We start from the raw sequence: 23299 nt of genomic DNA on the forward strand, positions 1-23299 counted from the left end.
CATGCGCTTCTCTTACCGCGGCAGCACCGTCGAGCCCATTAGGGCTTCGTCGATCGCGCGGGCGGCCTGGCGGCCTTCGCGGATGGCCCAGACGACCAGGGACTGGCCGCGGCGGACGTCGCCGGCGGTCCAGAGCTTGTCGACCGAGGTCCTATAGTCCTTGTCGTCGGCGACGACATTAGTCGAGCCGCGCTTGTCGGTGTTGAGCGTCAGCTTGCCGTCGAGTTCCTTCAGCACGCTGTCGGTGAACGGACCGCGGAAGCCGATGGCGATGAAGGCGAGATCGGCGCGGATAACGAACTCCGTGCCGGCAATCGGCTTGCGGCGCTCATCCACTTCGCAGCACTTCACGCCGGTCAGTACGCCGTCTTCGCCGATGAATTCCAGCGTTGCCACCTGGAATTCGCGCACGGCGCCCTCGGCCTGCGAGGAGGAGGTACGCATCTTCGTCGCCCAGAAGGGCCAGACGGCGAGCTTGTCTTCCTTTTCCGGCGGCTGCGGGCGGATATCGAGCTGGGTCACCTTGACGGCACCCTGGCGGAACGCGGTGCCGACGCAGTCGGACGCCGTATCGCCGCCACCGACGACCACGATATGCTTGCCGCCGGCAAGGATCGGGTCGGACGGCCAGCCGATGCTGTCGATGTTTTCGCGGCCGATGCGGCGGTTCTGCTGCACGAGATAGGGCATGGCGTCATGGACGCCTGCTAGCGTCGTGCCGGGAATGCCGGCTTCGCGCGGGGTTTCCGAGCCGCCGCAATAAAGAACCGCATCATGGTCAGCCAGAAGCTGCTCGACCTTGACGTCCACGCCGACATTGACGCCGCAATGGAAGGTCACGCCTTCGCCCTTCATCTGTTCGACGCGGCGGTCGATGAAGTTCTTCTCCATCTTGAAGTCCGGAATGCCGTAGCGCAGCAGCCCACCGGGCTTCGTTTCGCGCTCGTAAACATGGACTTCGTGACCCGCGCGGCCAAGCTGCTGAGCCGCCGCCATGCCGGCGGGGCCGGAGCCGATGACGGCGACCTTCTTGCCCGTATGGACGGTTGCCGGTTCCGGACGGATGAAGCCGAGTTCATAGGCCTTGTCGGCAATGGCCTGCTCGACCGTCTTGATCGCGACCGGAGCATCCTCGAGGTTCAGCGTGCAGGCTTCCTCGCAAGGTGCGGGGCAGACGCGGCCGGTGAATTCCGGGAAGTTGTTGGTCGAATGCAGGTTGCGGATCGCCTCTTCCCAATTGTTGTTGTAAACGAGGTCGTTCCAATCCGGAATCTGGTTGTGGACCGGGCAGCCGGTTGGGCCGTGGCAATAGGGAATGCCACAGTCCATGCAGCGTGCTGCCTGTTTCTGCACTTCCTGGTCCGACATGGGGATCGTGAATTCGCGGAAATGCCGGATGCGGTCCGACGCCGGCTGATACTTGCCAACCTGCCGGTCGATTTCCAAGAAGCCTGTTACCTTGCCCATGCTTTCGTTTCCTCACGCTAAATAGAGGAGCCGATGGCTCCCGTGCCTGAAGGCAAATCCCGCTGCCTTGTCCGGCACTGTAATTCAAAACCGATTCCGCTTTTCGACAGTTGCGATCGCAACTGGACGCGAAATCCTCGAAGGAAGAGGAGGTGCAGCGGATCACTCCGCCGCCACACCCATCCGGCTACGCTCCATCTCTTCCAGCGCACGACGGTATTCAACCGGCATGACCTTGCGGAATTTCGGGCGGTAGTCGGCCCAGTGATCGAGGATTTCCTTTGCCCGCGTCGAGCCGGTGTAGTGGAAATGGTTCGAAATCAACTGGTAGAGGCGCTCTTCGTCGTGGCGGGTCATGTCACCGGAGACGTCGACGCGTCCCTTGTGCATGAGGTCGCCGCCGTGATGATGCAGCTTCTCCAGCAATTCATCCTCTTCCGGAACCGGTTCCAGCTCGACCATCGCCATGTTGCAGCGACGGGCGAAATCGCCCTTCTCGTCGAGCACATAAGCGACGCCGCCCGACATACCGGCTGCGAAGTTGCGGCCGGTTTCGCCGAGCACGACGACGACACCGCCGGTCATATATTCGCAGCCATGGTCACCCACGCCTTCGACGACGGTGATGGCGCCGGAGTTGCGCACCGCAAAACGCTCACCGGCGACGCCACGGAAGTAGCATTCGCCTTCGGTCGCGCCGTAAAGCACGGTGTTGCCGACGATGATCGAATGTTCGGCTGAGATCTGCGAGTTTTCCGGCGGACGGATGATGATGCGGCCACCCGAAAGACCCTTGCCGACGTAGTCGTTACCGTCACCGATGAGGTTGAAGGTGACGCCGCGCGCCAGGAACGCGCCGAAGGACTGGCCGGCCGTGCCTCTCAGCGTGACGTTGATCGTGTCATCCTTCAGGCCGCGGTGACCGTAGCGCTTGGCGACGGCGCCCGACAGCATCGCACCGGCCGAACGGTCGACGTTCTTGATGTCGACTTCGAAGGCGACCGGCGTCTTGCTGGCAAGCGCCGGCTCTGCCTTCTCGATCAGCTTGCGGTCGAGAATGTCGACGATCGGGTGCTTCTGCACGGTCGTCCAATAGGTGTCTTCCTTCGGCGCATCGACCTTGTGGAAGATGCGGCTGAAGTCGAGCCCCTTGGCCTTCCAATGGGCGAGCATATCATCCTTCTCCAGCAGTTCCGAAGCGCCGATGATGTCGTCCAGCTTGGTAGCGCCAAGCGAGGCGAGAATTTCGCGCACTTCCTCCGCAACGAAGAAGAAGTAGTTGATGACATGCTCCGGCGTGCCCTTGAAGCGCTTGCGCAGAACCGGGTCCTGCGTCGCAACGCCGACTGGACAGGTGTTGAGGTGGCACTTGCGCATCATGATGCAGCCGGCCGCAATCAACGGCGCGGTGGCGAAACCGAATTCGTCTGCGCCGAGCAGCGCGCCGACGATGACGTCGCGGCCGGTCTTCAGACCGCCATCCACCTGCAGGGCGACGCGTGAGCGCAACCCGTTCAGCACCAGCGTCTGCTGTGTCTCAGCAAGGCCGATTTCCCAGGGCGAACCCGCATGCTTCAGCGAGGTGAGCGGCGAAGCGCCCGTACCACCGTCGAAGCCGGCAACGGTGATGTGATCGGCGCGCGCCTTGGCAACGCCGGCGGCGACGGTGCCGACACCGACTTCCGAGACGAGCTTGACCGACACATCAGACGTCGGGTTGACGTTCTTCAGGTCGAAGATGAGCTGCGCCAGATCTTCGATCGAGTAGATATCATGGTGCGGCGGCGGCGAGATCAGGCCCACACCCGGCGTCGAATGGCGGGTCTTGGCGACGGTGGCGTCGACCTTATGGCCGGGCAACTGGCCGCCTTCGCCGGGCTTGGCACCCTGCGCCACCTTGATCTGCAGCACGTCGGCATTGACCAGATATTCGGTGGTCACACCGAAGCGGCCGGAGGCGATCTGCTTGATGGCGGAGCGTTCCGGGTTCGGCGAACCGTCGAAGAGCGGCATGTAGCGGTCGGATTCTTCTCCGCCTTCGCCGGTGTTCGACTTGCCGCCGATGCGGTTCATGGCGATCGCCAGCGTCGTATGCGCCTCACGGCTGATCGAGCCGAAGGACATGGCGCCTGTCGAGAAGCGCTTGACGATATCGACGGCGGGCTCGACCTCGTCGACCGAGATCGGCTTGCGGCCGAGTGTTTCCGCACCCTTGATCTTGAAGAGACCGCGGATGGTGTTCATCCGGAGCGCCGACTGGTTGACCATCTCCGAGAACTCGCGATAGCGGTCCGCAGCATTACCGCGCACGGCATGCTGAAGGGCGGCGACAGCATCCGGCGTCCAGGCATGGCTTTCACCGCGCATACGGTAGGCATATTCGCCGCCGATATCGAGCGTGCTTGCCAGGATCGGATCACGGCCAAAAGCCGACTTGTGACGGGCAACGGTTTCCTCGGCAATGGTTTCGAGGCCGATGCCTTCGATCATCGTCGCCGTGCCGAAGAAGTACTTGTCGACCAGTTCCTGCTGCAGGCCGATCGCATCGAAGATCTGCGCGCCGCAATAGGACTGATAGGTCGAAATGCCCATCTTCGACATGACCTTGAGGATGCCTTTGCCGACCGCCTTGATATAGCGATAGACGACTTCGCTCGCATCGACTTCCTTCGGGAAGTCACCGCGCTGATGCATGTCGAGCAGCGTGTCGAAGGCGAGATAGGGGTTGATTGCCTCGGCGCCATAGCCGGCGAGCAGGCAGAAATGGTGCACTTCGCGCGGCTCGCCGGTTTCAACGACGATACCGACCGACGTGCGCAGCCCCTTGCGGATTAGGTGATGGTGAACGGCCGCCGTCGCCAGCAGCGCCGGGATCGCGATGCGGTCCGGCCCGATCTGGCGGTCGGACAGCACGATGATGTTGTAGCCGCCGCGAACGGCCGCTTCCGCACGCTCGCAGAGACGGTCCAGCATTTCCGGCATGCCTTCGGCACCGCGCTCGACATCATAGGTGAAGTCCAGCGTCTTGGTGTCGAAACGGTCTTCCGTATGACCGATCGAGCGGATCTTTTCCAGATCGCCATTGGTCAGGATCGGCTGACGCACTTCCAGCCGCTTGGCATTGGCCATGCCGGTATGGTCGAGCAGGTTCGGGCGCGGACCGATGAAGGAAACGAGGCTCATCACCAGCTCTTCGCGGATCGGGTCGATCGGCGGGTTGGTGACCTGCGCGAAGTTCTGCTTGAAATAGGTATAGAGCAGCTTCGGCTTGTCGGACATGGCCGAGATCGGCGTGTCCGTGCCCATGGAGCCAATCGCCTCCTGCCCCGTCGTCGCCATCGGCGACATCAGGATCTTGGTGTCTTCCAGCGTGTAGCCGAAAGCCTGCTGGCGATCGAGCAGCGACACGTCGCGGCGCAGCGCCCGCGGCTCCACCGGCTTCAAGTCTTCGAGGATCAACTGCGTGCGGTTGAGCCAGCTCCGATAGGGATGCTTGGTCGCAAGCTCCGACTTCACCTCGTCGTCGGAGATGATCCGGCCCTTTTCCATATCGATGAGCAGCATCTTGCCCGGCTGCAGGCGCCACTTCTGAATGATCTTTTCTTCCTCAACCGGCAGAACGCCGGCTTCGGACGCCATGATGACGCGATCGTCGTTGGTGACGAGATAGCGGGCCGGACGCAGGCCGTTGCGGTCGAGCGTCGCGCCGATCTGCTTGCCATCGGTGAAGGCGACAGCGGCCGGACCATCCCACGGCTCCATCAGGGCGGCATGATATTCGTAGAACGCCTTGCGTTCCGCCGCCATCAACTGGTTGCCGGCCCAGGCTTCCGGGATCAGCATCATCACGGCATGCGCCATGGAATAGCCACCGCGCACGAGGAATTCGAGCGCGTTGTCGAAGCAGGCGGTGTCCGACTGTCCTTCGTAGGAAATCGGCCAGAGCTTGGAGATGTCGTCGCCGAAGAGCGGCGAAGAGACCGATGCCTGGCGCGCCGCCATCCAGTTGACGTTGCCGCGCAGCGTGTTGATTTCGCCGTTATGGGCGACCATGCGATAGGGGTGCGCCAGCTTCCACGACGGGAAGGTGTTGGTGGAAAAGCGCTGGTGCACGAGGGCGACGGCCGATTCGAAACGGGGATCGGCGAGATCCTTGTAATAGGCGCCGACCTGATAGGCGAGGAACATGCCCTTGTAGACCACGGTCGAGCTCGACAGCGAGACCGGGTAGAAATTGCTCTCTTCGCCCTCATATTCCGCATAGATGCGGTTGGAGATCACCTTGCGCAGGGTGAACAAGCGGCGCTCGAATTCCTCATGCGTGCCGGCATCGCGGCCGGCGCCGATGAAGACCTGCACATGATGCGGCTCTGTAGCGGCGATATCAGGCGCTTTCGAGAGCGAGGAGTTGTCGACCGGCACATCGCGGAAGCCGAGCAGAACCTGGCCCTCTTCGGCGACGACCTGCTTGATGGCGGTCTTGAAATGCTCGATCAACGCCTCGTCGCGCGGCAGGAAGAAATGGCCGACGCCATATTCGCCGGCCTTCGGCAGGGTAACGCCCTGCAAGGCCATTTCTTCGCGGAAGAAGCGGTCCGGAATCTGCACGAGAATGCCGGCGCCATCGCCCATCAGCGGATCGGCGCCGACAGCGCCGCGATGCGTCAGGTTTTCCAGAATGAACAGGCCGTCGCGCACGATCTGGTGCGACTTCTGGCCCTTCATATGCGCGACAAAACCAACGCCGCAGGCATCATGTTCATTGCGCGGATCATAGAGGCCCTGCTTCGGCGGGAGGCCTCCCGAGGCCAAACGATCGGCACGTTTCGACGTATTGACCGTGACGGCAGCCTCTGCTGCTGCGATATGGTCAAAAGTCATGGACGGCGTCCTGTTCGTCATCGTTTTCCCTCCGGTAAGGCCCGCATCGCGGGCGATCCTTCGTCCCGCGCCGCCCCGTTATCGGGTCCGACGCGCGACAGCGCTGTTGCATTGTGAAGATCGGGCCGCAGACCATGACTCCTTGGTGGAGCCCGTCGTCAGCGTTCCGCGCCTTGCTTATTCCACCGCCGCTCCGCCTGATCGCCTCACGGCTCGATAGGACATGCTCGCGGTAACTATAGCTCGAAATCCCGATATCGTCAGGACCCTCTAGCGCATCTTCGGCCTTGGCGGCCAAAATAGGACAGCAACCCTGTCCTAATTCATCAGCTCTATGCCAGAAAGTGATCGGCTTCGCAAGAGCAAAACGGCAAAATAACGTTAACCCGCGACGGAAGATTGCCGATGCTTCAAAATTCGAGCAAGAAAGTTTCACCGCGCCGCATCATTTTGTTTGTTGATTGCGTAGATCAATTTCTGTGATGTGTCCTTCAGCATGGCACTCTTGATCCCCTGCGGCATTGGATTAATGTCCGTCGGACCTCAGCTAACCCTCCCGCAATTCTGTTGATTCAGTTGGTGCATATCCATGTTTTTTGCTTCCGATAATTGGGCCGGCGCCCATCCCAAGATCGCCCAGCGGCTTTTCGCCGAATCCGGCGGTTTTGCCGCAGCCTACGGCACCAGCGATCTCGATCAGAAGATTGAAGCCAAGTTCGCCGAGATTTTCGAGCGTGAAGTCGCCGTCTTCTTCGTCGCAACCGGCACGGCCGCCAATTCGCTGTCGCTCGCCAGCGTCCAGAAGCCGGGCGGCATCAGCTTCTGCCATCCAGAAGCACATGTCGCCGAGGACGAATGCGGGGCGCCGGATTTCTTCAGCGGGGCGCGGCTGGCGACGGTCGATGGTGCGGCCGGTAAAATCGACGTGAAGGCGCTCGTCACCAAGGTCGCCCGCTTTCCGCAGGATGACCTCCATCATGGCCGCGCCGCGGCAGTGACCATCACCCAGGCAACGGAGATCGGCACGGTCTATTCACTCGCTGAAATCGACGCCATTGCCTCCGTCTGCAAGGCAAACAGCCTGCCACTGCACATGGATGGCGCCCGCTTCGCCAATGCGCTGGTCGCGCTCGGCGTCAGCCCGGCGGAAATGACCTGGAAGCGCGGCGTCGACATCCTTTCCTTCGGCGGCACCAAAAACGGCTGCTGGTGCGCCGAGGCAATCGTCTTCTTCAATCCGGAGCAGGCGAAGGAGATGCACTTCATCCGCAAACGTGCCGCGCAGCTTTTCTCCAAATCGCGTTTCATCGCCGCACAGTTCGACGGCTATTTCGAAGATGGCCTCTGGCTCGACCTTGCCCGCCATTCCAACCGCATGGCCGATCGCCTGCGCGCTGGCATCGAGCAGATCGCCACCGCACGCCTCGCCTGGCCGACCGCCTCGAACGAAGTCTTCGCGATCATTTCGAAATCGGCCGCCAAGACCGCCGAGGACAGGGGTGCAAAGTTCTACGAATGGCCGATCCCGGAATCGCGCCCCGAGCTGGTGAACGCGAACGAGACACTGATCCGCCTCGTCACCAGCTTCGCCACGACAGATGACGATGTCGCCGGCTTCCTGGCTTGCCTCGCCTGATTTTCGGGTAAAAAAGGAGCGCCGTAGCTGTCCCATTGGGACGCACGCGGCGCTCAGCACCTCATTTGGAGGTTAAATTCTCACTTGGGTGCATGAACAGTGCGGAATGTGAAACGTCTTGGCTCGATTGGCCCGGCATATGGCGGGTTATGACCGTCATCGCCATCACGCAGGTAACCAGTCCGCAAATAAACATCGCACCATATTTCATCGGGCTGATTTTCCTCGACTCAGCTCGTTCAGTTGGCTTCAAGGGTACCAACGAAAACTGACATGAACCTGAATGGGTGAATCAAAAAGGTAGGACACGCGGAAGGCGTGTCGGAAGCCGGCGAAGGAACTTCGCGAAGTTCAGAATATTATCCATATGATTCTAAATATTTTTTATGGATGGCATCGCCGCTCTGATACGTCAGATGGATCTCAGCCCTCGCACCTTCGCCAGAATATCTTCCGACAAGGCGCTGACCAGCAACTGATCCGCTCCCTTGCGTGGCACCAACACGAATTCGACGTCCTCCAGCATCGGCAGCCAACCGGGCGCAATTTCCGACAGTCCTGTCGGCGCCATGCTGCGGGGCTGAACGAGGACGCCCATGCCGGCCCGCGCCGCCGCCGTCAGGCCGCTGAGGCTGCCGCAGGTGCAGACGATGCGCCAGGGCACCTGTTGACGGCGCAGCGCCTCAAGCGCCACGGCCCGGGTAACGCTTGGGGCGGGAAAGGCGATCAGCGGTAAAGGCGCCGCGAGCTTGCGAATGCGCTCCGGATCACGCGCCAGCCAGACCAGCGGCTCGCGATAGACGAGCCTCCCCCTGGCATCGCCGAGGCGGCGCTTGGCAAGAACGAGGTCGAGGTCGCCATTGTCCTGCATTTCATAGAGCGTGCCGCTGAGCGCGACCGTCAATTCGAGATCGACGGAAGGATGCGAGCGAACGAATTCTTCCAGCACATCCGGCAACTGGCTGGTGACGAAATCCTCGGAGACACCGAGCCGCAGGGTGCCGCGCAGACTATTGCCGGCAAAGAGCTGCTGCACCTCCCCCTCGATCGACAGCATCTGCCGGGCATGGCCGAGCAGCGCCTCGCCGTCGCCCGTCAACACCACTCGATGCGTGTCGCGGGCCAGAAGCTTGCGGCCAAGCGTAGTTTCCAGCCGCTGGATATGCTGGCTGACCGTGGACTGGCCGAGGCCAAGCCGCTCGGCCGCGAGCGTGAAGCTGCCCATCTGCTCGACGGCAACGAAGCTGCGCAATTGCGTGAGATCAAGCATGAGGTTCATCCTGAATCACGATAACTGTTATTCCTTGCATCGCGGATCGCGATAGGTCTATGTGCTAGAACTAATCTTACGGAATTGCAAATCGGGGTTGGCATCATGCGCCGCTTTCTTCCAGACACCTTCACCATGCTGCTCGTGCTCACCGTGCTGACGGCATCCTTCTTCCCCGTGCAGGGGACGAGCGCCAACTACTTCGGCACCGCCACCAATTTTGCCATCGGCCTGCTGTTCTTCCTGCACGGTGCGCGCCTGTCGCGGGATGTGGTCATTGCCGGCCTGCTGCATTGGCGGCTGCACCTGGTCATCCTGCTGACCACCTTCGGCATTTTCCCGCTCCTGGCTCTCGCCATGGGCGTGCTGGTACCGGCCCTTCTGCCGCAAGCGCTTTACACCGGCATCCTGTTCCTCAGCGTGCTGCCCTCAACGGTGCAGTCCTCGATCGCCTTCACCTCGATTGCCGGCGGCAATGTGCCGGCCGCGATCTGCGCCGCGTCGGCCTCCAATATTTTCGGCATGTTCCTGACGCCCCTGCTCGTCGGCGTGCTCTTCTCCGTCGGCGGCCATGGCGGTGGATTCTCCTGGGACGTGCTGGAGCAGATCATGCTGCAACTGCTCGCGCCCTTCATCGCCGGCCAGGTCCTGCAGCCCTGGATCGGCAATTGGATACGCTCGAAGAAGACGATCCTGATGCCGGTCGACCGTGGCTCGATCCTGATGGTCGTCTATTCGGCCTTCAGCGAGGCCGTCGTCGAAGGCCTGTGGCATACCTTCTCGCTCGTCGATATCGCTACAGTCATCGTCGCCAACATCGTGCTTCTGGCGCTGGTGCTCTGCATCACCATGTTCGGCAGTCGCGCGCTCGGCTTCTCCCGCGCCGACGAGATCACCATCACCTTCTGCGGTTCGAAAAAATCGCTTGCGAGCGGCGTTCCGATGGCCAACGTCATCTTCGCCGGCCAGGGCATCGGCGCCATCGTCCTGCCACTGATGCTGTTTCACCAAATCCAGTTGATGGCCTGCGCCGTCATCGCCCAAAAATATGCGGATGCCGCCAAGAGGCGAGAAGCGGCCAAGGCCGAAGCCAAGGCGGGCGTGGCCTCCAAGGCGAACGGAGCCCCGAACGCCGCGTGAGAGCCATTCCAGCCACGATGAAATACAAAAGGCGGCGCTCCAACGGAACGCCGCCTTGTTTTTATGACCTTGGGAGGATCGGTCTTTGGGCTATTGGTTGAAGGCCGTTAGTTGATACGGGCCTCGATTGCCTTCGGGGTCTCGACCGGCTCGGCGGCGATGGAGATACGGCGGGGCTTCATTGCTTCCGGAATGTTGCGCAATAGATCGATGTGCAGCAGACCATTCTTCAGCGAAGCCGCCTGGACCTCGACATGATCAGCGAGCTGGAAGCGGCGCTCGAAGGCGCGCTTGGCGATACCGCGATAGAGATATTCGCTGGCCTCAGCCGGCTCCTCGCTCTTTTCACCCTTGACCTGGAGAACATGGGCATGAGCCTCGATGCTCAGTTCCTTTTCATCGAAACCGGCAACGGCCATGGTGATGCGATAGGTGTTCTCACCGGTACGCTCGATGTTGTAGGGCGGATAGGTCTGGGCCTGATCCGGCTGCGCAAGGCTGTCGAGCATGGTGAAGAGGCGGTCGAAACCGACGGTGGAACGATAAAGGGGAGAGAAGTCTACGTGACGCATGGTGTCCTCCTGTGAGCGACGATTGCGATTCGGTTGTGCCCCATGACCCCGCTCTGGGCGGTCTCGGGACGGTTATGCGAGCCCTTTTGGCACCCGCAGAATGGAGATGGTGATCGCTTTTCGGGAGTTCAAGACCCCTGAGGACATCTCCCGAATTTCAGACATAACGCGGCGTGAACCGCAGATGAACGGCCGGTTCGGCACCCGTTCAGGCTGGCGGGACTACCAATGGAACCATCGGATACATTCACTGTCCGATGACTGAAGTGTATCGTCCCTTCTTCTTCAGTCCTTGCTAGGCCGGCGACGCGGATCTCTCTATCTCCGCAAGCCGGCCCTTTTCTTTCCTTCCGTCAGCGCAACAGCTTCAGCGAGCCCGTCAGCGATTTCACCCATTTCGATGGACCCGCTATCCCCAGACCGTCGATCGCTTCCATCTGGAGGTCGCGGACGGGAAACGTTGCCTCATACTCCCTGTAATCGTGCAGCGAGCGTGCAAAGGCCGGAAAGGCGACGACCGCCCGTTCGCCCTGCGGCGGCAAAGCCTTCAGCAGCAGCGACCGGATGGTGTCGGCATCCGCCTGCAGCATTGGAACCGGCATGTTCGAACTGATGTCGATGGCCCGCCCTTCGCTATCGATCAATTGCTGCGCCGCAAGCGTAGGAAATCGCGCCCCCAGCCCGATCGCGATGGCGCTGGCGGTATTGGCGATCAGCCCAAGCGGCAGATCCGGATTGATGACGATGGCGAGGCGGATATCGGGAAGCATGGGAAGCCTGTTGCTGATGTGGATCTCCCCAACAAGGATATCCTGGGAGTCGCGGAGATTCTTACCTTTTATTGCGGATATTTGATCATATATGGTAGGCTCTACCCCATTTTGACCAAAAACAAGGCGACATATGCCCTCTGCACTTGAACCGATCGACCTGAGAATCCTCGAAGCACTCCAAAAGGACGGACGCCTGACCAATCAGGCACTTTCGTCCGAAGTCGGGCTCTCCACCTCCCCATGCTGGCGGCGTGTGCGTCAATTGGAAGAAACAGGGGTCATCCAGGGCTATACGGCAAGCCTCGACAGGCGCCAGATCGGCCTCGGCGTCCTGGCTTTCATCAAGGTGAAGATCGACAGCCACAGCGAGGCCGAAGCCGAGGAATTCTCGCGCGACGTCCTGAAGCTGAGCGAAGTCGTGGCGTGCTACAGCATCGCCGGTGACTCGGATTTCCTGCTGCAGGTCGTTGCAGCGGACCTCGACAGCTACGCGGATTTCGCGATGGCGGCCGTTCGCCGATTGCCCCGTATCAAGGAAATGCAGACGACGTTCGTGCTCAAGGAAATCAAGCCTTTCAAGGGGTTTCCGCTGGGTGTCGGGCAGCGATAACGGCCCAAGACGAATTTGCTCGTTCACTGGTCAACACTTGGCTGCTGCGCATGCCTCGACAGCCCTTTACGTTTGGGCCGAAGGCATCCTATGCTTAGGTGAGTGGCAGGCCGGTCGGGGAGGTTGTTGAATGTCGGCACTCCCTTTCTCGAAGATTTCTGAGCCGCTGAGCGCGCTGCTTGCTGCAATCGGTCTCGTGACCGTGGCTGCGCTCACGATGCCGGACATCCCCGGACAGACTAGGCTCATTCTGGAAGTCCTGCTTGCCGGCATCTGGGCTGCCTATGTCCTGCAATTGATCGAAACGCTGATCGTGCGCCGGACAAAAAAAGTTCGCGACAAGGGGCCGGAAATAGTCGTCGATGTGCTCGCCGTTCTCATCCCCATGGCTGCGTTCCTGTTCGTCGGCGGCCGCGACCAAAGCCTCTATTGTGCCATCTGGCTGCTGAAACCCCTGCGCGGCTCGAACTTCTTCCGACTATTGGGCAGGGTCCTCACTAAAGAGGCGCCCAACCTGATCGGCGTCACTTCGATCTTCGGCATTGTTCTATTCGGCGCGGCACTCGCAGCCTATGTCATCGAGCGCGATGTCCAGCCCGACAAGTTCGGCAGCATACCCCTGGCGATGTGGTGGGCGGTAGTGACCTTATCGACCACCGGCTACGGCGACGAGATTCCGCAAAGCTTCGCCGGTCGCGTTCTCGCCGGGCTGGTCATGATGAGCGGCATCGGCATCTTTGCCCTATGGGCCGGCATCCTCGCCACCGGTTTCTACGAAGAAGTCCGCCGCCAGGACTTCGTGCGCAATTGGCAGTTGGTTGCGGCTGTGCCGCTGTTCCAAAAACTTGGTTCTGCCGCACTGATCGAGATCGTACGGGCGCTGAGGCCGCGCGTCGTACCGGCGGGCACCGCAATCTGCCGCAAGGGCGACACGGGCGATCAGATGTTTTTCATCGTCGAAGGCCGCGTCAGCGTCGCGACACCACATCCGGTGGAGCTCGGCTCCGGCAGCTTCTTCGGCGAGATGGCGCTGATCAGCGGCGAACCCCGCTCGGCAACCGTCAGCGCAGTCACCGAAGTCTCGCTCCTCTCGCTCTATTCCGCCGACTTCCAGATGCTGTCCAGCAGCAGCCCAGAGATCGCCGACATCATTCGCAAAACAGCACTCGAGCGCCGCGGTACGACACCGAAGACTTGAGGGCGACGCCGATGGCTCGGCCCCGTTGACCTTCTATACGACCGTTTCGTAATCTGTTGGCGGTGACAAAATCGATATCGTTGCGTCGCCTCGGCGCTGCCTCCTCATTTGGTGACGCTTGTTCTGATCCCACTTCGGCACGGCTCAATGCATCCGAGACTACTCAAGACATTCCTGGCGGTTGCCCGAAATCGGAATTTCACTCGTGCGGCCGAGGAGGTGAATCTCGCGCAATCGAGCGTGAGCGATCAAATCCAGTCGCTCGAAACCGAACTGGGCACTAAGCTCTTTATTCGGTTGAGATCGGGCTTGGAACTCACGGCAGCGGGCGAAGCACTGAGACCCTATGCCGAAGAAACTCTGATGATGGCGGACGAGGCGCGCGCGGCCGTCGAAGCAGCCTCGGGGCGCACCGCGGGAACGGTGACGATCGGCGCACTGGAGACGATTGCTTCCGTGAAGCTTCCGCAATGGCTGGCGGCTTTTCAGAGCAATCATCCTGCCATCAACCTGCGGCTGAAAGTTGCTGGCAGCAGCGATCTATTGCGAAAGGTCGAAGACGGCGAGATCGATGTCGCCTTCTGTTTTGACAAGGACGGTCTCGATGAACGCCTGGCGAAGCGGATGATATCTGCGGAGCCATTGGTTCTTATTGCGCCTCCTGGGCAGGAATCCTTATCGAAAGGAGGCGATTTGGCTGCGCTTGCTTCTACGAGCTTCGTCGCAACCGAGCCCGGTTGCATCTATCGACACCTCTTCGACAAGGCTTTCGACGAGGCTGGGATAGCGGCACCGAAACTCGCCGCCGAAGTCGGCAGCATCGGTACAATTGCCCGGCTCGTGGCAGCCGGTACAGGGATGAGCCTGGTTCCGCGGCTTGCGGTCGCCGACGCCCTCGATCGCGGCGAAATCAACGAGCTGCCCTGGCCCAGCCCAACCCGGACAGCGTCGCTTGTGATGATTTGGCGGCGCAGGCGTGTTCAGCCCCCAGCCTTGAAATTGTTGCTGGCAGCCGAAAGCAACGGTTTCGCACCCGCTAAACCAACCGGTGCCCGCCCTCGACATGCAGTATCGTCCCCGTTGTGAAAGCATTGCCCATCAGGAAACTGATGGCGTCGGCGATATCTTCCGGTTGTCCTACGCGCCCAACCGGCAGCCGTTTTGCCATGGCGTTCAGCGTCTCGTCCTTCTTGTCGCCGGCAACGAGCGTCCAGATGGGTGTGTCGACCCAGCCGGGCGAAACCGCATTCACACGGATTGGCGCCAACTCGACTGCGAGCGCCCGGACCAGCCCTTCCAAGCCCGCATTGACTGCGGCAACAACCGACCCTCGCGCCGATGGACGATAGGCCGCGATACCGGATGTGAAGGTGATGGAGCCCGTTGGAGAGAGTGCTGGCGCGCCATATTTCGCCAGCAATAGCGGTCCGTAGAATTTGCTTTCCACAACCTTTTGCGCAGCTTTGAGATCCAGCGAGGGCAGCAGCTCATAAGCACCTTCGATATCGGCGGCTGTGCTCACGATATGGTCGAGCCGACCGACCCGCTCGAATAGATCGGCAACCTGGCCTTCCTGCGTGATATCGGTCGCGATCGTGGAAAGTGCCGGATTTTGGAATTCCGCGCCGGTGCGCTTCAGTTTGTCCGCGTTCCGCCCAACGATGATGACCTCGGCACCGATGGCGAGCGAGCGTTTCGCCAGCGCCAAGCCCATTCCAGAGCTGCCGCCAACAATAAGAATTCTTGAATTCACGATTTCAGCAATTGCCATGTCTTTCATTCCCATACGGATGACCACGGCCGAGAACTCGCAGAGACGCGCAAGGAGGGGAAACGGAGAAAAACGATAGTGCTATCGGAGACGCCGATGGAGGGATATCGCCGCCAACAAAGCAGTTGCAATTCCCTACACCTGCGTTATCCCCTTGAGGAGGACATCCCTTCAGCGGGGCGCGACATCGTCATGGATTCGATCCTCTATTCCACTCCAGACAATCCGGTGCCGGAAAACCGCACCGAAGGGTTCTTCGAGTCATTTGACGGGCGAAAGCTGCGCTACGTCGTCTTCCGCTGCGAGCAGCCGGTCGCCAAGGGCACCGTGGTGCTGATGCAGGGTCGCAACGAGTTCATCGAGAAATATTTCGAAACGATCCGCGACTTGACCAAAAAGGGTCTCTGGGTCGCAACCTTCGATCTGCGCGGCCAAGGCGGCTCCGAGCGGCTGTTGAAGGACCCGCTGCGCGGACATGTCAGACGCTTCTCGGACTATGAGCGTGACCTGACCGCCTTCCTCGACAAGATCGTGCTGCCGGATACGCGCCTGCCGTTCTTCCTGCTGGCGCACTCGACCGGTGGACTGATCGCACTGTCGGCGGCGCCGCGGCTTGCGACCCGGATCGAGCGCATGGTGCTGTCGGCACCCTTCGTTGGCCTCACCGGCCACGGCGTCTCGCCCGGCCTCATCCGCTCTCTCTCCGGCATGGTCTGCGCTCTTGGTCTTGGCCGGATGCAGTTCAGCAAAACTATCAAGGAAAAGCCATTTCCGGAAAATCCATTGACGACGGACGAGCGGCGTTATCGGCGCAATATCGCCATCGCAACGGCCTACCCGCAGCTCACCTTGGGACCGCCGACGGCGCGCTGGCTGCTGGAAGCATTCCGCGCGATCGATCGCGTCAACACGCCCGAACATCTCTTTTCCATCACCATTCCGACCGTGTTGATCGCGCCGACCCGCGACGGCGTCGTGCCCTATGCCGACCAGGAACGATTGTCGCGCTATTTCCGCGCAGCGCAGCTCGTGCCTATTCACGGCGCCAAACACGAGATTCTTCAGGAGCGGGACGTCTATCGCAACGCCGCCCTCGCCGCCATCAACGCCTTCATCCCCGGCAGCGATGCCGAGGCGAATACGGATATGGCGGGAGTGGGGATTTAGAGCGGGATCGCGAACCCGAAAACGTATAGCTAGTTTCCGTCCACAAACGACAACTTATTGATATTATTACGTGAATCTGAATTTTGCGCGGGTAAGGCCCGGCGGTTTCAGGTATACTTTGGGCTCATGCCACTGATTCCGAAGCACAATCTGCAACCGCCGGAGCCGACAATGCGCCAAGAACGCACCGTCCAAGCCAGTATATTCGATGTTTTCGCTACGCACGAGATCGGCCACGAACTGAAGGCGATGTCGCAGTGGCTGGACGAGCATCACGATCTGTTTGGCTTGGTGGGTCGGGATCTGGGTCGGCACGGTGTCAAGCCCACCGGACGGCAAGGGCTGCCGGCCGAGGCAGTGCTGCGTTGCGCATTGCTCAAGCAATACCGGCAGCTGAGCTACCAGGAACTGGCGTTCCATCTCGAGGACTCCGCATCGTTTCGGGCCTTTGCGCGTCTGCCGTGGTCATGGAGCCCGCAAAAGTCAGTGCTGCAAAAGACGATCAGCGCGATCCGACCCGAGACCTGGGAAGCGATCAATCGGGCGCTGCTGTCGAGCGCTCGGCAGGCGAAGCTGGAGGACGGCACGGTCGTGCGGCTGGACAGTACAGTGACCTCAGCACTCATACACGAACCGAGCGACAGCAGCCTGCTGTGGGATGCCGTGCGGGTCATGGTGCGCCTGCTGAAGAAGGCAGATACCTTGGTCGGCGCCGGCCTGGCATGGCGCGATCATTGCCGCGCGGCCAAGAAGCGTGCCCGCAAAATCCAGTTCACACGCGGTCAGCCCAATCGGGCCCGGCTCTACCGTGAGCTGATCGCGATCGCCCGCGCGACCTTGGCATATCTGAAGCAGGCAACCGAGCGACTGGGCGTGGCGAGCAATCCGCTCGTCCAACTCTGGCAGGCCCAGGTTTGCCGCTATCGACCGCTGATCGAACGCATCATCAAACAGAGCGAGCGGCGAGTACTGGCGGGAGAGAAGCTGCCGGCGGGCGAGAAGCTGGTAAGCCTGTTCGAACCCCATGCCGATATCATCGTCAAAGGTAGCCGCGAGACCGAATACGGCCACAAGCTCAACCTGACCACCGGCAGAAGCGGCATGATCCTCGATCTCGTGATCGAGGCGGGTAATCCGCCCGACAGCGAGCGGCTGCTGCCAATGCTGGAGCGCCACATCGCCGTCTATGGACACGCGCCGCGGCAGGCGGCGGCCGACGGCGGCTTTGCCAGTCGCGGCAACCTGGCCACAGCCAAGACCTGGGGCGTTCGCGACATGGCATTCCACAAAAAAGCTGGCCTCAAGGTCGAGGACATGGTCAGAAGCAATTGGGTCTATCGCAAGCTGCGCAACTTCCGCGCCGGTATCGAAGCCGGAATATCATGCCTCAAGCGTGCCTACGGCTTGGCACGCTGCACCTGGCGGGGCCTTGACCACTTCAAGACCTACGTCTGGTCCTCCGTTGTGGCTTACAACCTCGTCCTCTTCACCCGCCTCAAACCGACCTGAACTCCGACTAGCTTTTGGAATTACGCCGTCGCTACCAATGCCGGCCTTCATGGCGTACGCCTCAGCGCCGCCAACTGTATACTGTCCAACAACAAGCGCCCATGATCCTGTCGGTCGCCCTAAACTACTCTCTCCTCCAAGCACAAGCCCTTGTAAACGCGCCGAAATACGTATGTTTGTGGACGGAAACTAGCTAGCGCGACAGGATCGCCATTGCCTGATCATAGACCGCGCGGCTGCCGGCGGCGATGATCGTGCCGCCCTTTTCCGGCCGACCGCCGTCCCAGGTGGTGATGATGCCGCCCGCCTGCTCGATGACGGGGATAATGCCGCCGACATCGTAGGGCTTCAGCGAATTTTCGATGACGAGATCGACGTGACCGGCGGCGAGCAGCGCATAGGCATAGCAATCCGTGCCGTAGCGGAACAGGCGCACCTGGCTCTCAATCTCGCGATATTTTGCCAACTCCTTGCCGACGAAAAGATGCGGCGAAGTGGTGAAGAGAATGGCATTCGACAGGCTGCCGCAATCACGAACCAGCAGCCGCCTTTCGCCTTCCGGGCCGGAATAGGTCGAGCCGTTGCCGTCGGCGAAATAGCGCTCGCCCGTAAACGGCTGGTCGATCATGCCCATGACGGCGCGTCCGTTTTTCTGCAGGCCGATCAGCGTCCCCCAGACAGGCACACCGGAAATGAAGGCCCGGGTACCATCGATCGGATCGATCACCCAGACATGTTCCCTATCCAGACCGACATCGCCGTGCTCTTCGCCCAGGATGCCGTGGTCGGGAAACTCCGCCTCGATCAAGGTGCGAATCGCCACTTCGGCGGCGCGGTCGCCCTCGGTTACCGGGTCGAACCCCTGAGCCTCCTTGTTAACCACGTCGACGCCGGCGCGAAAGCGCGGCAGGGTCTCAGCCTTGGCCGCCTCGGCCAGACGATAGAAGAAGGCACGATCAGGAAGCATGGTCGATCCGGATAAATGACGGGACGGGCGAAGTCATAGCGCATAAACGCGGCGAAGCAAACCAAATGCCGTTGCGAGAGGCGGATTGCCCGGAGATCAGGCAGAAATCCAGCGATTGCCTAAATATTTTGCACCGCAATAATCTGCTTGACATTTGTGCAATGCAACAGCAATATCCCCTTACAGTCTTCTGACTGTAAATACCCTCCTTGGGTGTTTCCTCCCTAGACTTAGCCGCGCCACAAGCGCGGTTCTTTTTTGTCCGGCCTATTTGTTTCATGGGAATGGCGCGGCAGATGCGCTCGATCTCAGCCTTGGCGGGCGAGAAAGCAATTTCATTGGTTTAGGAATTGCGATACCGGACGCGCTGCATATTCAACAGCCTAGCGCAATTTCTAAGCCATTGAAATTGCCAGAGCGGGGGTCCGTTTCTTGCTGACTCTATTCAGAGACTAAGCGCGCCCTGACCTACCCCCTCTCTTGCAAAATCAGCACTTAGCTAAAGCTAAATGCTGATTTTGCTTTCTCGCCCGCAAGGGGCGAGATACCCCCTACTCCGCCGCCAGCGCCGGATCGCCTGCGTAGGATTCCACATGCTCGGCCATGCGCTTCATGAACAGGGTGATGGCTGCGGCGACGGCACCAAAATCCGACCGTTTCTCCAGCGTCGTTTCATCGACGTAGAGTGAGCGGTTAACCTCGATCTGCAGGGCATGAAGTCCACGGGAGGGGCGGCCATAATGCTCGGTGATGAAGCCGCCGGCATAGGGCTTGTTGCGCACGGCATTAAAGCCGAGCTCGTCGAGAATCTGCATGGCGGCGCGCGACAGGTCCGCCGAGGCGCTCGTTCCGTAGCGGTCGCCAAGGATGAAATCGGGTCGCACATTGCTGCCGGCGATGCGGATATTGCCCGGCATGGAATGGCAGTCGACCAGAACGCCGAAGCCGAATTTGACATGGGTGCGGGCAATCAACCGGCGCAGCGTCGCATGGTAAGGCTTGTAGATCGTATCGATGCGCCTCAGCGCATCCTCGACCGGCACCCGGCGGGCGTAGATTTCCATGTTTTCGGCAACGATGCGCGGAATGGTGCCGAGACCGCCGGCGACTCGCAGCGAATTGATGTTGGCATAGGGCGGCAACACGCCGTCGAACATACGCGGGTCGAGCTCATAGGGCTCGCGGTTGACATCTATATAGGCGCGCGGGAAATTGGCGAGCAGCAGCGGCGCGCCGAGAGCGCTTGCCGCCGAAAACAGCTCATCGACATAATGATCTTCCGAGCGGCGAATGGCGATGCCCTGCAGGCGGGACTGGGCGATAAAATCCGGTGGATAGATGCGGCCGCTATGGGGCGAGCTGTAGACAAAGGGAATTGTCTGAGAGACGGGCTCCGATACCTCAAAAATCTCGAAATTACGCATTTCTGCGGACATCAACGTCTTTACCATGTCAACAACTTGTCGCAGCATCCATGTTGCCAGTTGCTCGCCCGCAAGTCCATACTAACTTAAGCAAAATGGCCTTATACAAAGGGCCGCTACGGAAATGCCCGAAAGCACGATCCTTAAGACAGCGAAGCGGTCTTGGGAGGCGATTATGCTGCAACGGACGAACGCGAATGGCTTTGTCCTGACCCGATCATTCACCGCTTGTTTACGGCCAACGACTAAGTTGGACGCTGGACAAGTCCAACAAGACAGAAGTTGATTAGCGAACAGATGATGACCCAGAAGATACTCCTTGCCGAAGATGACAACGACATGCGTCGGTTCCTTGTGAAGGCGCTGGAAAAGGCCGGCTACAAGGTCTTGTCCTTTGACAATGGAGCAAGCGCCTACGACCGGCTGCGCGAGGAGCCCTTTTCGCTGCTGCTTACCGACATTGTCATGCCGGAGATGGATGGCATCGAACTGGCGCGCCGCGCCACCGAGCTCGATCCGGATCTGAAGGTGATGTTCATCACCGGCTTCGCCGCTGTCGCGCTGAACCCCGATTCGAAAGCGCCGAAGGATGCCAAGGTACTTTCCAAGCCTTTCCACCTGCGCGAGCTGGTCGACGAAGTCAACAAACTCCTTGCCGCCTAAGGCTTCCGGCGGCAACGTCACAAAACCGAAAAAAAGCCTATTGACGGCTACCAAGGTTTTGTGATCTATGCGCCGCCATCGGATGGGCGTGTAGCTCAGCGGGAGAGCACTACGTTGACATCGTAGGGGTCACAAGTTCGATCCTTGTCACGCCCACCATCCTTTTCAAGGGCTTAGCGAGAAATCGCTGAGCCCTTTTCGCATAAAGGCCCCAAGGTACATCGCACCTCAATAGCGTTCAGAGATCTGCCACCAGAAGCGCGCATTCCGCTGCTATGCTTGACCTTGGAGAGCGCTTGACTTGCTGATTGGTCGTGTCACCCTCTGAACAGAATAGAATGGATGTCTGCTATGACCCCAGCCCGGTTCACCGAAAGCCTTCTGCATATCCGCTGGACGCCGCTCAACCTGGCGAGCGCTCTGCAATGCGACTTGTCTTGGGTGGAAGCGATGGAGGCTGGAAACGCTGAAGTGCCCGAAGGCTTGGCAGCATGGCTTGAAACCCTGGCGCAATGCCATGAGACGGCAGGCATTCCGACGAAGTACCGCGGGCGCGGGCACGATTGATTTAGCTGCATCAGCATGACTTATGGAGGATGCAATGGATCTCACCAAGCTTCGAAACAACTATGAGCGCAAAATCGAGGAGCACGAAGAGCAGCTTCGCTCGCTGGAGGATAAGGATATACGTCACTTCCGTCAGGAAGGTGATGGGCCGCTGAAGGAAATAACCGACGAGATCAGGGCGGAATACCAGCGGCATATCGAAACCTACGCAACGCTGATCGCTGAGATTAATGCGATTTTGGGCGCCTGACGTCGATCGCAGCGCGAGAAACAAAGACGCATCCATGAAAAAGCGCCCTCCCGATGAGGGAAAGGCGCTCCTGCGTGCGAAAACAAATCCTGACCGTTTAGCGATCCAGGAAATGCTGGAATACCGCCGTGTTCGGATAGGCGTAGGCGCCGCGGTCTATAAAGCTGTGCCGATACAAACAACTTCTCAATGCCAGGATGTACATGCTGCTGTTGGGATCGGGGGAGCCCCGATACCAGGAATAGGCTTCCGGTTCGCAATAGTGCAGAGCCCTGTCATATCGCGCTAGAAGCACGGGATCGCTATCGGCGCGAATGCCCTGATATGACTGGTAGTTCGAGGGTGCTTCGCCTGCAGAGACGCAAGCGAGGCTTAATATGGCCCCTAACGCTAACATCATTCTCATTTGCTTTGACCTCTCGCTCATGGCGCATCGAATTCTCGATCGCGAGGGTTGAGGATAATCGTCTTTTCGTTGATATCCAATCACATGCTGATGTTCGGCGCTTGAATGCGCCACTGTCGGGCAGGCAAGCATAAGTTTCACCCGCAAACCGCTTGACTTCCGGTCGCGCTGTCACACTACTGTCACGCTAAAGCATTGATCGTACGGGAGGACGAGAATGGCGATCGTGAAGAAGCAGTTCTATAAAAACCACAAGCCCAACGGCGACGAATATCTGTTCCACCTCGCCCGGGACACCGATAGCGGCGAGGTCTTCGTCATCCGCCAGTCCGACTATCTCGTCGACGGCGGCAGCGAAAAAAAGATGACCCTCTATGAATTCCTAGCCGGCGGCGGCAACCGGCAGAATGCACTGCTGCAACTGATCGGCACGCTCGTGCCGGAGTGACCGGCGCCTGCCTACGCCGGCACATTAGGGCTTCGGGATTGACTGCCACATTTCGATCGGCAAACTGCGAGGGCTTCGAAAGGACCCATTCATGCGATTCGCAGGCCTTGCTATTGGACTGACAGTGATGACCGTTGCGGCTGACGCCGCCGCACAAAATTTTCCGGCGCCCGGCGCGGTGGTGGTCAGCGGCACCTGTTCCAAGCTCGTCGTGGGCAAGCTCGATGCCTCGAAAGGCTGCAAGGGTGAGATCGCCAGCGTCACGGGGCCGGATGGCTCGGTGACGTTCATCTTTTCGTCCGGCGGCAAGATGCTTGGCTTCCAGGGCAACGGCCGCGGTATCAAGCCCGGCGCGACGAAGGGAACCGCGCAATTGCCGATCGAGGTCATCTCCACGGGCGCCGGCAACAAGATGACCGGCCAAGTCGGCGCCAAGGGCACCTGCACCTTCGCCAATCCGTATTCGGGCAAACCCGTCGCCATCGAATGTTCGGCGAAATCGACCGAGCTGAGCTTTGCCGCCAGCTTCCTGTCGAACGGCAAACCGCCGCACGGCAAATAAGCAAAGCCGCGCTCCGGG

Annotated in this window: 21 protein-coding genes and 1 tRNA gene; 13 read left to right on the plus strand and 9 right to left on the minus strand. The window is 60.1% G+C overall.

All coding sequences use genetic code 11. The annotated features are described in order from the left end of the window. Positions 1 to 12: 12 nt before the first annotated feature. Both QA648_RS13065 and gltB read right to left on the minus strand, forming a co-directional pair. Positions 13 to 1467 (minus strand): glutamate synthase subunit beta, encoded by a 1455-nt coding sequence (locus QA648_RS13065; RefSeq protein WP_283047362.1) that lies wholly within the window; start codon positions 1465 to 1467, stop codon positions 13 to 15. A 162-nt stretch (positions 1468 to 1629) separates the two neighbouring features. Then, positions 1630 to 6369, minus strand: a complete 4740-nt coding sequence (gene gltB / locus QA648_RS13070) for a glutamate synthase large subunit (protein ID WP_283047364.1) — start codon at positions 6367 to 6369, stop codon at positions 1630 to 1632. 568 nt (positions 6370 to 6937) lie between these two features. Between gltB and QA648_RS13075 the strand changes: the two genes are divergently transcribed. Further along, the gene (locus tag QA648_RS13075; RefSeq protein ID WP_283047366.1) at positions 6938 to 7984 is read left to right on the plus strand and encodes a low specificity L-threonine aldolase; all 1047 of its coding nucleotides are present in this window, start codon (positions 6938 to 6940) and stop codon (positions 7982 to 7984) included. Positions 7985 to 8396: 412 nt separating this feature from the next. Here QA648_RS13075 and QA648_RS13080 read toward each other — a convergent pair whose 3' ends face one another. Then, positions 8397 to 9254, minus strand: a complete 858-nt coding sequence (locus tag QA648_RS13080; protein ID WP_283047368.1) for a LysR family transcriptional regulator — start codon at positions 9252 to 9254, stop codon at positions 8397 to 8399. A 105-nt stretch (positions 9255 to 9359) separates the two neighbouring features. Between QA648_RS13080 and QA648_RS13085 the strand changes: the two genes are divergently transcribed. Further along, on the plus strand, positions 9360 to 10394 hold the full coding sequence (locus QA648_RS13085) for a bile acid:sodium symporter family protein (protein ID WP_283047370.1): 1035 nt from the start codon (positions 9360 to 9362) through the stop codon (positions 10392 to 10394). A gap of 107 nt (positions 10395 to 10501) precedes the next feature. Here the strand turns inward: QA648_RS13085 and QA648_RS13090 are convergent, their stop codons facing one another. Beyond that, positions 10502 to 10966: an Hsp20 family protein gene (locus QA648_RS13090; protein ID WP_104824263.1), complete on the minus strand. Its 465-nt coding sequence runs from the start codon at positions 10964 to 10966 to the stop codon at positions 10502 to 10504. Positions 10967 to 11319: 353 nt separating this feature from the next. After that, positions 11320 to 11736 carry a DUF2000 domain-containing protein gene (locus QA648_RS13095; RefSeq protein WP_283047371.1) on the minus strand — a complete coding sequence of 139 codons (417 nt, stop codon included), beginning with the start codon at positions 11734 to 11736 and terminating at the stop codon, positions 11320 to 11322. Positions 11737 to 11869: 133 nt separating this feature from the next. On the opposite strand from QA648_RS13095, the gene QA648_RS13100 reads away from it, so the two are divergent. The 3 genes from QA648_RS13100 to QA648_RS13110 all read left to right on the plus strand — a co-directional run bounded on the left by QA648_RS13100 (position 11870) and on the right by QA648_RS13110 (position 14633). Continuing rightward, a complete protein-coding gene (locus tag QA648_RS13100) occupies positions 11870 to 12349 on the plus strand; it encodes an Lrp/AsnC family transcriptional regulator (RefSeq protein WP_283047373.1) in 480 nt (159 codons plus the stop codon). A gap of 130 nt (positions 12350 to 12479) precedes the next feature. Continuing rightward, entirely contained in the window at positions 12480 to 13547 is a 1068-nt protein-coding gene (locus QA648_RS13105; protein WP_283047375.1) for a cyclic nucleotide-gated ion channel, read from the plus strand. A gap of 147 nt (positions 13548 to 13694) precedes the next feature. Further along, positions 13695 to 14633, plus strand: a complete 939-nt coding sequence (locus QA648_RS13110; RefSeq protein WP_283047377.1) for a LysR family transcriptional regulator — start codon at positions 13695 to 13697, stop codon at positions 14631 to 14633. On the opposite strand, the gene QA648_RS13115 is transcribed toward QA648_RS13110, so the two are convergent. After that, positions 14584 to 15318: an SDR family oxidoreductase gene (locus tag QA648_RS13115; protein ID WP_283047378.1), complete on the minus strand. Its 735-nt coding sequence runs from the start codon at positions 15316 to 15318 to the stop codon at positions 14584 to 14586. The two genes, QA648_RS13110 and QA648_RS13115, sit on opposite strands and share 50 nt — an antisense overlap. A gap of 192 nt (positions 15319 to 15510) precedes the next feature. Here QA648_RS13115 and QA648_RS13120 point away from each other — a divergent pair, with 192 nt between their 5' ends. Then, positions 15511 to 16485 (plus strand): alpha/beta hydrolase, encoded by a 975-nt coding sequence (locus QA648_RS13120; RefSeq protein ID WP_283051330.1) that lies wholly within the window; start codon positions 15511 to 15513, stop codon positions 16483 to 16485. Between the two features lie 171 nt (positions 16486 to 16656). Next, positions 16657 to 17994: an ISNCY family transposase gene (locus QA648_RS13125; RefSeq protein ID WP_283046984.1), complete on the plus strand. Its 1338-nt coding sequence runs from the start codon at positions 16657 to 16659 to the stop codon at positions 17992 to 17994. A gap of 193 nt (positions 17995 to 18187) precedes the next feature. Here QA648_RS13125 and hisN read toward each other — a convergent pair whose 3' ends face one another. Both hisN and QA648_RS13135 read right to left on the minus strand, forming a co-directional pair. Further along, positions 18188 to 18961, minus strand: coding sequence for a histidinol-phosphatase (hisN, locus tag QA648_RS13130; RefSeq protein WP_104824268.1), 774 nt, complete (start codon positions 18959 to 18961; stop codon positions 18188 to 18190). A gap of 551 nt (positions 18962 to 19512) precedes the next feature. Further along, positions 19513 to 20397, minus strand: a complete 885-nt coding sequence (locus tag QA648_RS13135) for an N-formylglutamate amidohydrolase (RefSeq protein ID WP_104825205.1) — start codon at positions 20395 to 20397, stop codon at positions 19513 to 19515. Positions 20398 to 20685: 288 nt separating this feature from the next. Between QA648_RS13135 and cpdR1 the strand changes: the two genes are divergently transcribed. The 4 genes from cpdR1 (at position 20686) to QA648_RS13155 (ending at position 21865) form a co-directional block, all read left to right on the plus strand. After that, on the plus strand, positions 20686 to 21048 hold the full coding sequence (gene cpdR1, locus QA648_RS13140) for a response regulator CpdR1 (protein WP_004117561.1): 363 nt from the start codon (positions 20686 to 20688) through the stop codon (positions 21046 to 21048). Positions 21049 to 21132: 84 nt separating this feature from the next. Beyond that, positions 21133 to 21207 (plus strand) — tRNA-Val (locus tag QA648_RS13145). A 192-nt stretch (positions 21208 to 21399) separates the two neighbouring features. Continuing rightward, on the plus strand, positions 21400 to 21615 hold the full coding sequence (locus QA648_RS13150) for a hypothetical protein (protein WP_283051331.1): 216 nt from the start codon (positions 21400 to 21402) through the stop codon (positions 21613 to 21615). A 34-nt stretch (positions 21616 to 21649) separates the two neighbouring features. Next, positions 21650 to 21865 carry a hypothetical protein gene (locus tag QA648_RS13155; protein ID WP_104824270.1) on the plus strand — a complete coding sequence of 72 codons (216 nt, stop codon included), beginning with the start codon at positions 21650 to 21652 and terminating at the stop codon, positions 21863 to 21865. A 97-nt stretch (positions 21866 to 21962) separates the two neighbouring features. On the opposite strand, the gene QA648_RS13160 is transcribed toward QA648_RS13155, so the two are convergent. Then, positions 21963 to 22271: a hypothetical protein gene (locus QA648_RS13160; protein WP_283047382.1), complete on the minus strand. Its 309-nt coding sequence runs from the start codon at positions 22269 to 22271 to the stop codon at positions 21963 to 21965. Between the two features lie 217 nt (positions 22272 to 22488). Between QA648_RS13160 and QA648_RS13165 the strand changes: the two genes are divergently transcribed. Together QA648_RS13165 and QA648_RS13170 are read left to right on the plus strand one after the other, a co-directional pair. Further along, a complete protein-coding gene (locus QA648_RS13165) occupies positions 22489 to 22719 on the plus strand; it encodes a hypothetical protein (protein WP_104824271.1) in 231 nt (76 codons plus the stop codon). Between the two features lie 91 nt (positions 22720 to 22810). Continuing rightward, positions 22811 to 23281 carry a hypothetical protein gene (locus QA648_RS13170; protein WP_104824272.1) on the plus strand — a complete coding sequence of 157 codons (471 nt, stop codon included), beginning with the start codon at positions 22811 to 22813 and terminating at the stop codon, positions 23279 to 23281. The last annotated feature ends 18 nt before the right edge of the window (positions 23282 to 23299 follow it).

The organism is Rhizobium sp. CB3171, from assembly GCF_029714265.1.
Classification (GTDB): Bacteria; Pseudomonadota; Alphaproteobacteria; order Rhizobiales; family Rhizobiaceae; genus Rhizobium.